This is a genomic window from Nostoc parmelioides FACHB-3921, from assembly GCF_014696625.1.
Lineage (GTDB): Bacteria > Cyanobacteriota > Cyanobacteriia > Cyanobacteriales > Nostocaceae > Trichormus > Trichormus parmelioides.
Window position 1 is genome coordinate 68,836 of the sequence record NZ_JACJQL010000022.1, and the last position, 12,321, is coordinate 81,156.

The following is a 12,321-nucleotide window of genomic DNA, read 5'->3' on the forward strand; positions in this document are numbered from 1 at the left end:
TTTCTCACGCAAAGGCGCAAAGGCGCAAAGAAGAAGATTGTTAAGAGTTGAGTTGTTCTAGTTCTTGGGCTAGTAGTTGGGCTATTTCTGCTGTGGAAAGTTCGGTTTGGGGTTCTGGGGTTGGTTGTAGTTCATTGTTTAGGTGGTGGGCTAATGTTTGAATGTTGGGATAGTCGAAGGCGATTGTTGAGGGAAATGTGATTTTTAGGTCGGTTTGCAGGCGGTTTTTAAATTCGATGGCTGTGAGTGAGTCCATTCCTAAGTCGAAAAATCCGGTTTGGGGGTTGATTTCATGGGGGGCAAAACCTAAGACTTTGGCTATCTGTTCTTGAAGATAGGTTTCTAGTAGTTCGTAACTTGCTGTTTTGTCTAGTTGGGATAGTTTTTCAAGTAAGTCTGTGTTGGGGGGTGGTGTTTGGTGGGTTTCTGGGTTGTTGGTTGGGTAAAAATTCTCGAAAAATGGTGAGTTAATCGGGAATTTTTGCCAATTAATGGGTACTACTCCTACTTGGGTGAGGGGTTGGGTCATGAGGTGTTGTAGAATTTGGATACCCTCATTAGGTGCGATCGCTTCGATTCCTCTTTGCTGCATTTGCTTGGTGGCTTGGGTGGCTGAACCAATTTCTGACCAAATTCCCCAGTTAATACTCAGTGCGGGTAAGCCCTTGGTGTGTCGGTAATGGGCTAGGGTATCAAGAAATGTGTTTGCAGCAACGTGGTTTGCTTGTCCAGGTGAACCAAATAAGGCGGTGGCTGAGGAGAAAAGGACGAAGAAGTCTAGGGGTAGGTGTTGGGTTAATGTATGCAAATTCCAAGCCCCCATGACTTTCGCCGCCATGACTTTTTGAAAGCGTTCCCAGTTCATTTGTAGTAACGCGCCATCATCTAATACTCCCGCCGCGTGGATAATTCCGGCTAGGGGATATGCAGAGTTTTCGATTTCTGTCAAGATGTTGCTTAAAGCTGCGGTTTGGGATACATCTATTTGGGCGATCGCTATTCTCGCACCACTAGCTTCTAATTCCTGAATCTTTGATATTGCGTCATCTGTAGGCGCATTGCGTCCCAATAGCAGCAAATGACAAGCCCCCATTTTCACCAGCCATTCCGCTACGAGTAAACCTAAACCACCCAAACCACCAGTAATTAAATAAGTACAATTCTCTTTGAGAGGATAGAGAGAATTTCCCAGTCCCCAGTCTACTACCACTTTCCCAATATGCTTACCTTGCTGCATATACCGGAAAGCATCTACTATTTGAGTCATGGGGAATACTTTTGCAGCTAGGGGTTGCAAGCGATGTTGCTCAAATTCCTCCACTAACTGCTGTAACATATTCTGTATCAGTTCGGGTTGTTGCTGGCACAAGTCAACTAAATCTACTAAAAAGTAGTCTGCATTTGGTTTAACTTGTTTTACCTGTTCCTCTGTCCACACATCTATTTTGCCAATTTCTACAAATCTTCCTTGGGGTTTGAGAACGGCGAAACTCGCAGGGATAAAATCACCACGGAGGGAATTGAGGACGATATCTACACCTTGTCCTTGAGTTTGGGCGATAATTTCTTCAGCAAAATCTAGGGTGCGTGAGTTGAAAATATTGGTTACGCCTAAGTTTCGTAGGGTTTCCCACTTTTGGGGACTGGCGGTAGCAAATATTTCTGCACCTGCTAGTTTAGCTATTTGAATGGCTGCTTGTCCGACACCACCCGCAGCAGCATGGATGAGAACTTTGTCACCGGGGCGAATTTTTGCGAGATGGTGTAGGGTGTAAAAGGCGGTGAGGAATGCGGCTGGTATGGTTGCGCCATCGATGATATTTAAGTTTTGGGGTAGAGGAATTGCGATCGCTGCTTTGACGGTGACATACTGGCTAAAGCTACCACTGGCTAAGGCTATAACTGTTTGTCCGATTTGTAGATGGTGTACGTCTCTACCGATGGCTACGATTTCGCCGACGCACTCACAGCCTAGCATTCCTGGTTCGCCTGGGTATAAGTCTAAGGCGTTTAATACGTCGCGGAAGTTTAAGCCGGTGGCTTGGACGCGAATTTCTATTTCTCCTGGGTTGGGAGGGGTGCGGTTAACTGTTTGGAAGGTTAGGTTTTCTAGTGTTCCTCTTTGTTGGATGGTTAGGCGTTGCATTAAGGAATTATTTTTCTCACGCAAAGGCGCAAAGGCGCAAAGAGAATTGTGGCTGAGTCTTGGGGTGTATCGGGTTTTGGTGCGCCAAGCAATTTGTGTTTCTCTTGAGTTGCTGAGGAGTTCTTTGAGGAGGATATCTATCTGTTCTGTGGCAGTATATGTGGTATCTAGGTCTAAACAGCGACAATTGATCTCTGGATGTTCTAGTTGTATTACTTTACTGATTCCCCATAATGTTGTTGCTGCAAGTCCTTTTAGAGAAGTGTCCTGACCTGTGTTTACTGCTCCTTGGGTGACTAGCCACCATTGATGTAATTGCTGAGATTTGCTATTGTTTTGTAGCGAATACAACAGGCTTTCGTAGAGGATCTGTTGTTGTTTAATTAATTCTGCGGTGGTTAATTCGTCGGGGTGGGGTACGTCTAAACCCCAGAGGTTTATTAGGTGTGATGCTGCTGTGGGAAGGGTGGGAAGTTGGGAGTCAGCAAAAATTAGATGACAAGTTACTCCTTGGGTTTGTAGATGGGTGGCGAGTTTTTCTCCTAATCCTTGCTTATCTGCTAAAATTAAGTATTTATCTGGTAAGTTTGAGGTTCGCGCTGTAATTACTGCTTGGTTTCCTATGGTTTCGAGTAAGGTTGGAGATTTAAAACCCTCTTGTGTTAATAATTTCTGCCATTGTTCACTGGAAATTAGCGGATGATGGGGACGTAAATCATAGTCTTGGAAACGCCACCAGCCTTCAGTTAACCCAAAGATTAAGTCTAGCCACCATACAGGCTGTACTCCTTCTAATAAAACAAGTAAGCCGCCTTTTGACAAGAGTTGCTTAATGTGTATTAGGGTTTGGCGTAAATCTTGGGTGGCGTGGAGTACGTTAGCGGCGATGATGATATCAAAGCTATTTTCTGTGAAGCCTTGGGTAGCGGGAGGTTTTTCAACATCAAATAATTGATATTGTACACAGGAATAATTGGCGAATTGTTGCTGGGCTTTGCTGAGGAATAAGGGTGAAACGTCGGTGAAGAAATATTCGATGTTTCTTTGTGCGAGTTCTGGTAACAGATGTGCGGTAGTTCCCCCAGTTCCCGCGCCTATTTCCAAAATTCGCAGGGGTTGTTCTGGTGGAATGTCGGCTATGGCTGTGGTAATTGCTTGTTTTACCAAGGTATTCATCATTTTGGCAATGGGTGAATTTTGGTAAAGGTGCGTTAAGTCGCTGAAGTCTCCATTGGGAAACAATAATTGTAGTGGATCTGTGTTTCCTTGTAAAACTTCTGCTAAATTACTGGTGCAGCGTTCGAGTAAGTTTAATTCGGATGTGGCGTTGGAATATGTTTGACGTAATTGGGCAAAGTTGGGGGGTGTTTCTCTGTTTTCTTGGGTTTGGAGAATTTGCAGTAAATGCTGATATAGTTTTTTATGTTGGTTTACTATACCAAATTTTTGCATTGTTTCTTTTACTGACAATTCTTCACTAGCTTGTAATGGTAGTTGTAGTTTTTGGAATGTCTGTAAGATGCAAGCTACACTCAGCTTTTCGAGTTGGGATGATAGGGATAAATAATTATCTAATTCTGACTGATTTAATATTGATGAGTTTATGGTAGGAGTTAGTAAGTGATGGTGAGTTAGGGGGTTTTCTTGCCATGCAATACTATATAACCAATCTTGCCAGTTATTTAATTGTTGGACTGGCTGAACTTTTAAGCCTGTGATAGTGGCGATTAGTTTATTATCAGCATTGAAGATTTGAATATCGGCGAGATATTTTTCTCGTAGTTTAACGTAACTCCAAAGGTGTGTTTGGTGTTTTTTTCCATACCATTGGAATTGTTCTATGGCTACGGGTAGGTAAGCTGTGAGTGGTTGGGAGTCGAGGAAAATTGCTCCCGTTACTTGTAAGCAAGCGTCTAAGATTATGGGGTGAATTTGATAGGGGGTTGTGTCGATTTCTGGTGATAGTTTGATTTCGCCTAATGCTTGGTTTTCTCCTCGCCACAGTTGTTGAATGGCTTGGAATGATTTTCCGTATTTTATTCCTACTTTTTCGCAGGTTTGGTAGTAGGTGGTGGGGTCGATTTTTTGGGTGCAGGTTGTTGGGAGTTGGGGGGAGTCTGGCAGGAATGAGGGGGTTTGGATGATTCCGGTGGCGTGGGTGGTTTCTTTCTCACGCAGAGGCGCAGAGGCGCAGAGAGAGAGGATTTCAAATTGGTAGGTTTGTTTTTCTAGAGGGGTGAGGATTAGTTGAAGGGTGGTTTCGTTGGTGGTGGGTAAGGGTTGGATGATTTGGATGTTTTGTAGGTTGTAGGAGTTGGTGGGAAATATTTGTGTTGCGGCTGCAATGGCTATTTCTATATAGCCGGCAGCAGGCATGATACTATTACCCATTACTTGATGTTGCTGTAGGAAGTCTGGGTTGTTTGGGGAAATTTGACTTTGAAAATATATGGTTTCTAATTTGGCTAGTTGTAGTTTATGTCCCAGTAAAGGATGTAGGTTAGGAGTTGGGGAGGGTGGGGTAAATTCAAGTTTGTCTACCCAAAATCTCTGGCGTTGAAATGAATAGGTGGGTAAAATTACTCGTTGATGTGTTTGGTTGTTGTTGAAGTTTTCCCAGTTGATATCTATACCTTGCATATATAATGATGCGAGGCTAGATAAGATTGTTTGTCTGTCACTTTGTCCGGGACGTAAACTGGGTAGCCATGAGTAATTTTCTGCATCTGGTAAGTAGGTTTTACCAATACTTAGTAAGGTGGGTTTTACGCCAATTTCGAGAAAGATTTTGCAGTTCTCTTTGGCTAATGTTTCTATCCCCGCCGCAAATTTTACTGGTTGTAAAATGTGATTACACCAATACTCGGCGTTCGCAATTTCTGCACCAATCAGTTTACCTGTGATGTTAGAAATTATTGGTGTTTTGGGAGGATGAAAGGTGATACTCTCGGCGACTTGTTGAAATTCTTCTACCATTGTCTCCATTAAGGGAGAATGGAAAGCATGGGAAACGGATAAGGGTGTCGTTTTGATTCCCTGATTTTGCAAAATTTCTGCTAGTTGTGCAATGGCTGTCTGTTCACCGGAAATTACTGTATTATCTGGAGCATTGATGGCAGCAATACCCACTTTTTCTGAATAGGCTTGAATATATTCGGCGATTTCTGTGACTGATGCACTCACAGCTAACATTTTGCCATTCTCAGGTAATTGTTGCATCAACCGAGCGCGGTTAGCTATTAGTTTGATTGCGTCTGGTAGTGTGAAAACACCAGCAACACAAGCTGCTACATACTCCCCTAAACTATGTCCTATGAGAACATCAGGTGTAATTCCCCAATGTCGCCACAGTTGAGTTAAGGCGTATTCGATGACGAATATGGCGGGTTGAGTGTAGATGGTATGGGATAATTCGTAATTTGTAATACCGCTACGCGGAAGCAAGCTACGTAATTCGTAATTACTACTATTTGGCGTTTCTGGTGTGAATAAAATTTCACGTAAATCTACATCTAAGTAAGGATGTAATAACTCACAACATTTATCAACTTGTTGGCGGAAATAAGGGTGGGTGTCGTAAAGTTCTCTCGCCATGTTGAGATATTGGCTACCTTGTCCGGTGAAGAGAAAGGCGATTTTGGGTACTTGACTAGGTGATGTTTCTGCGGTATTGTGCAGGTAATTAAATAATTGCTCATAAACTGAATTATAACAATTGGCGGGTATCGTCACGCGGTAAGGGAAGTGCGATCGCCCGACGTTAGAAGTAAAGCAAATATCACCTAAGTTATCTTCCGGCTGTGAAGCAAAGTATTTAATGTATTCTTCTACAAGTCCCCGCAATACCTGGGGTGTTTTGGCGGATATGGTTAGTAGATGATATCCGGTGTCTGGTTGGGAATGTGGAACAGGGGTAAATTCTTCTAATATTAGATGTACATTCGTCCCACTCATCCCAAAGGAACTCACACCGGCGATGCGTTTACCGTTTTCACTTTGCCACGGAGTTAACTGAGTCGGGACGGTGACGGGTAATTTCTCCCAGGGAATGTAAGGATTTGGTTTTTGGAAGTTGACATGGGCTGGGATTTGTTGGTGTTGCAGTGCCAAAATGACTTTAATTAACCCCGCCACCCCAGCAGCACCTTCTAAATGTCCGATGTTGGTTTTTACCGAACCAATAGATAAGGGTTGATTTTTACTTCTACCTTCACCTAGTACCTTAGCTAATGCTAAAACTTCGATGGGGTCGCCGAGAACTGTACCTGTCCCATGCAATTCACTATATTGGACTTGGTGTGGTGCGATTTGGGCATTTTGTAAAGCTTGGCGAATGACGGCTTCTTGGGCTGTGCCGTTGGGTGCTGTTAAACCGTTGCTGCTACCGTCGTGATTAACTGCCGAACCACGAATGACTGCTAAGATGGGGTCACGGTGAGCGATCGCATCTCGCAATTTTTTCAAGACGACAATGCCACAACCTTCACCCCGTCCATAACCATCCGCCGTTGCATCTAAGGTTTTACAACGTCCATCTACTGCTAAGGCTTTCAATTTACAAAAGCCAATCATCGGTTCTGGGGATAAAATTAAGTTGACTCCTCCCGCCAAAGCCATATCAGACTCACCATTCCGCAAACTTTGACAAGCTAAATGTACTCCCAGCAAAGAAGAAGAACAAGTTGTATCTAGTTGCATCACCGTACCTTGCAACCCTAAAACATAGGCGATACGTCCGGCGGCGATGCTGCGAGTGTTACCTAAACTGCTGAAAGCATCAATTTGTGTGGGATGAGCAAGGCTGTGTTTGGCGTAGTCATCAAAACATAGTCCTATATATATAGATGTCTGACTACCTTTGAGTTTTTCGGGAGATTGTCCAGCACGTTCTAACGCTTCATAGCTAACTTCTAATAATAGACGTTGTTGGGGGTCGAGACTTTGGGCTTCGCGGGGAGAAATGCCGAAAAATTGAGCGTCAAACTCATCTACTTTTTCGAGAAAATGCCCGTAGCGAGTGTACATTTTCCCTGGGGTGTCGGGATTGTCGTCGTAGTAGTTCTCTATATCCCAACGTTGGGAGGGAATTTCACCGACTGCATTCACCCCATCCCGCAACAATTGCCAAAAAGCTTCGGGGTTATTTGCACCACCGGGAAATCTACAAGCCATGCCAATAATAGCGATGGGTTCAGTTTGTTGTGCTTCCAAAGCTGTGATTTCGGCTCGTAGTTGTCGCATTTCTACGAGTGCGTCTTTGAGCAATGTTTGGTAGTTGGGTGAGTTAGTCATAGGATTTTTTAAACGCAGATGGACGCAGATGGACGCAGATGGACTAAAAACTTTGCGTCTTTGCGCCTTTGCGTGAGGCTTATTTCATCTGAGGTTTACGGTGACGAGCGATCGCAATTTCTTGGCTTAAGAGTTGTGCTATATCTGTAGTAGACAAGTCATCCAAGTTGTTATCCGAAGGTACAGGATTTTCCTGGGAAACTTCCCCCAAATAATTAGCTAAGGCGTTAATGGTGGGAAAATTCCAAGCGATAGTTACATCCAAAGGTTGGGAAATCTTTAACCAATCTTGTAAATCTTGGGTTAATTCTACCGCCGTTACTGAATCCATACCGTAATCAGCGAAGGCTTTATTTACATCTATAGTAGAAATTGGTTGACGTAATTTTTCCGCTATCCAATTTTTTAACCAATTTTGAATCTCTGAGGATGCGGGTAACTCTGTTGTTGTGGGAATAAACTGGGGACTTTCTCCAGACTGACGGAGTAATTCATCTAACTTCTGCGCTTCCCCAGCTAAACTTTGTTCAATGTCACCGATGGTTTTTGTGTATTCGTTGAGGTGATGAACTAAACTTTGACCATTGAGAAATAGTAAGTTATCGGTGTTAAAACTCAATATTTCTTGCAGTTGTTCATCAAAGCGATGTTTTACCCAATTTATTGCAGATTTATCGTCTAATACTGCCCATAATATCGCCTCAGTTGCGAGTTTACCGACTTGATGATAAACCCAACGCTGCACTGTGATATTAGCACCATCAAAACAGCGTCCTCTAATTTTATCAACCGCATCCCTTAACCTCGTACCGACTTCCACCGCACCCAAAGTTTCACAGAGGAAATTTTGCAATGTCTCCCCCTGTTTCAACACACGCGCACCCAAAAACCCACACAAAGTTTCTGTCGGCCCTTCAAATATCCTGAGAACTCGTGCATCTCTAAGAATTTGCGGTGCAATATTACTTTCTATATATCCTCTTCCCCCTAATGTTTGTACCAATAAATCTGCTGCTTGCCAATAAAATTCCGGTGCAGAAATTTTACAAGCTGCATAAACTTCTGCCGGCACAGTCTCACCAGTGTCGAGTAATTTTCCTACCCGCATCACCAAACTCTGCACGGCTGTAATTGCATTCGTCAATTCTTGCAGACGATGTAAAACTATGGGATGGTCGAGTAACTTCCCTGTAGCGATTTGTCGCCGTTGACTATAACGCCACATTAATTGTACACAGCGTTGCATCCCACCGACACAAGCAGATGCGATCGCTAATCTCCCATACATCATGGCATCTTGAGCAACATTCATCCCCTTCCCGACTTCACCCAAAACTTGCGCGGATGTCACCGGAATATCTTCCAAATAAACCGTATTCTGTACCATTCCCCGCATTCCCATCGTCAACGCTTCCGCACCTTGACGCAAACCAGGAGTACCACGACGCACCACAAAACCGCTAATACCCTGCTGATGTTTGACAAACACATTAATTACACCAGCCCAAGCCGCCGAACCACTCCAAATCTTTTCCCCCCGCAACAACCAACCATCACCATCACCAATAGCCTGGGACTGGATAGCTTGCGGATTCGCCCCAGCACCCGTTTCCGTCAATGCAAAAGCCGCCAATTCCCGCCCCGTCGCCAAAATCGGTAAAAGTTCCGCCTTTAAAGCATCCGTCCCGTACATTAATATCGGACGCACCCCCAAAACATTATTCAACCCCACAAACAAAGCCAAAGTCGGATCAATCGCCCCAAGCTGTTGTAAAATCCTGATGGTGTCCGTATTTCCCAAACCCAAACCACCATAACAACACGGGACTTGCATCCCCAACAAACCCTTATTCCCAAAATCCAAAACCACATGAGGCGAAATACAACGCCGTTCATCCATCAACCGCGAATTAATATGATGATTAGCATAATCCCGTAACCACCCAATCAACCCATCTACCTTTTCCTTCTCTTCTCCCCTCTCCTCTTTGCGCCTACCCTGCGGGAACGCCAAGGGCGAATGCGCCTTTGCGTGAGCTAATTCCCACCCAAACACCACATCCAACCCCTGATTAACAAACCCCTCCCGACAAGCAAAACGCTGCACCTTCCCACTAGAAGTCTTCGGAATACTCCCAGGCTTCAGCAAACAAACCCCATACACCTGCAACCCAAACTCACGGGAAATAGCCCCCCGAATTGCCGTAATAATCCCATCTTCATCAAGCCTACGCCAACTATTACGCTCAACCTCCTGCACCACCACCAACCGTTCTTCCCCGTCTACTTCCACAGCAAACGCCGCACCCCAGAAAGGACTCAAAGCCGGATGACACTGGGAAACAGCCGCTTCAATATCATGAGGATAGTAATTTTGTCCCCGAATTATCATCACATCTTTTATTCTGCCGGTGACAAACAACTCACCCCCAACCAAATACCCCAAGTCCCCCGTGCGTAAAAACCCGCCACCCCCCGAAGCCAAAGTTGCTTCAAAAGTTGCTTCCGTCTCCTGGGGACGTTGCCAATAACCTTGGGCGACACTTGCACCTTTTAGCCAAATTTCCCCTTCTTCCCCATCAGCACAAAGTTGCCGAGATTCAGGATTAACTATAATTACACTTTGGTCATCACTAGGAGAACCACAACTGACTAAAGATTTATTAGATTTATTTAATACAAACTCTTCCTTACTTTTACCAGTAACAAATAAAGTCGCCTCAGCCAAACCATAACAAGGATAAAATGCTTCTCGGCGAAACCCATAAGCTGCAAACTCAGTAGCAAATCTTTCCAGTGTATCCCGGCGAATTGGTTCTGCACCTGTAAACGCCAACTCCCAGCTACTCAAATCTAAACCTTCGCATTCCTCTTTCCGAATATTGCGGACACACATTTCATAGGCGAAATTCGGTGCGCCGCTAGTGGTAGCTTGAGTTTGAGAAATTGCTTGCAACCAACGCAGGGGTTTTTGTAGAAAAGCTACAGGAGACATCAAGGTGACGGGAAAACCACCATACAACGGTTGCAAAATTCCCCCAATCAAACCCATGTCATGATAAGGTGGCAACCAACTGACAACGTGGGTACTAGAATCATGTCCAAAGCGTTGATAAATTTGCCCTAAGTTATGCAGCAAATTACCATGACTCAGCATCACGCCTTTGGGTGTGCCGGTTGAACCAGATGTATATTGTAGTAAAGCTAGACGATCAGCTGTCAGTCGAGGATTCTGCCAAGCTTCACCTACAGATAAAATCATGGCATCTGTAGCGACTTTCGGCAAAGCTTCAATTAAAGTATCTTTCGCTACTTCTGCTAAAGAATGTTCTAAGGATACTGTGGTTAAAATACACTTGGCTTGGGCATCTGACGTAATTGCCAACAACCTCGCCATGTTGTTATTGCGACGAGGTGGATAAACCGGCACTGCCACCACACCCGCATAAAAGCAACCCATAATAGCTGCAATCAATTCTAACCCTGGCGGATACATTAATAATACACGTTCTCCCTGCCAGCCCATCGCTTGTAAATGCACAGCGATCGCTCGCGCTTTGTGGTCTAACTCCGTGTATGTAAGATGTACCTGTTTGTCATCTTGCCAAAAAGCAAAACCGAGAGAATCACCTCGTTGTTGCGTCCATGCGCGTAAGACATCCACAAGTGTCGCTGCATGGTGTGGAGTTAATGACAATTTTTGTCGTTGGCGGTTAATCATTATGCACCAATTCGCGTTGGGGGAATGAAATTAGCTAAAAGGGTTTGTGAAAAATTTGCACTTTTCAACTGCGCTTCTTGGCAGTGAGATTTTGGTGTGGACTCAATCACCAACACCTGATTGATCAAGATTTCACTGAAGGTTAGTATACCTGATCGTTGATGATTTTACTAGCAGCTAGAGTGGCTATATTTAACCTTCCTAATTTTGTTACAGATAAAAACATAATTTTTTTACAATCTAACCTCTGTAATCTAAGGTATATTATTTTTAATAAATTTTCTCAATAATTTGAGCGCCATAGCTCTAGTAATTGAGCCGTAATTTTTATTGAATGTTATCAGCCTGATCAATCAATTTGCATCAGCAATTACTGTTGCAAGTATTACGTCATACCAAACTGTCAACTTGATTTTGCAATGAACGATTCTTATCTAGAAAGATTGTGTCAGCAAACCATCACTGCACCAGAGTTAATCTCTCTGTTGGCAGGTTATCAGATGCTACCTCAACTATATCGTGAGTTGTTAATTGACCAAGCTATAGCCTCTATAGAATGTACTCCAGAAGAAATAGAACAGGCAAAACAGGAAGATTCCCAACAGATAGAGACACTAGCAACCAGAAAATTACGGTTAGAAAAATTTAAACTAGCGACATGGGGACATAAAGTAGAGTCTTATTTTCTCACCCAAAAAGCCCAACTAGACCAGGTGACTTATTCTCTGCTACGAACCCGTGATATGGCACTTGCCCAAGAGTTATACTTTCGGATTAAAGCCAAAGAGCAAAGTTTTGCAGAAATTGCCCGTCAATACTCCCAAGGGCCAGAAGCACAGACAGGCGGATTAATCGGCCCCACACCCCTTACCCAACCCCATCCCCAGTTAGTAGCCAAACTCCGCGCCAGTCAACCAGGACAACTATTACCCCCCACACGGCTAGGGGAATGGATAGTCATTGTGCGGTTAGAACAGATAGTTCACGCCAAATTAGATGAATCCACCAGGAAAAAACTCCTGAATAAACTCTTCCAGGAATGGTTACAAGAATCATTACAAGCAACTTTAAATAAAACTCTGTGTACCTCTGCGTGAACCTCCGCGATACTACCCGCAAGGTAGGCGCAGAGGCGCAAAGGTAAAAAGACTTGACCTATAGA

The 12,321-nt window shown here is 44.0% G+C and carries 3 protein-coding genes; 1 reads left to right on the forward strand and 2 read right to left on the reverse strand.

The features are described 5' to 3' along the window. Window positions 1–40 precede the first annotated feature (40 nt). Both H6G14_RS16010 and H6G14_RS16015 read right to left on the reverse strand, forming a co-directional pair. A complete protein-coding gene (locus H6G14_RS16010; RefSeq protein WP_190568345.1) occupies window positions 41–7,438 on the reverse strand; it encodes a type I polyketide synthase in 7,398 nt (2,465 codons plus the stop codon). A gap of 79 nt (window positions 7,439–7,517) precedes the next feature. Beyond that, window positions 7,518–11,159 carry an AMP-binding protein gene (locus H6G14_RS16015; RefSeq protein WP_190568346.1) on the reverse strand — a complete coding sequence of 1,214 codons (3,642 nt, stop codon included), beginning with the start codon at window positions 11,157–11,159 and terminating at the stop codon, window positions 7,518–7,520. A gap of 419 nt (window positions 11,160–11,578) precedes the next feature. On the opposite strand from H6G14_RS16015, the gene H6G14_RS16020 reads away from it, so the two are divergent. After that, window positions 11,579–12,256, forward strand: a complete 678-nt coding sequence (locus tag H6G14_RS16020) for a peptidylprolyl isomerase (RefSeq protein WP_190568347.1) — start codon at window positions 11,579–11,581, stop codon at window positions 12,254–12,256. Window positions 12,257–12,321 lie beyond the last annotated feature (65 nt).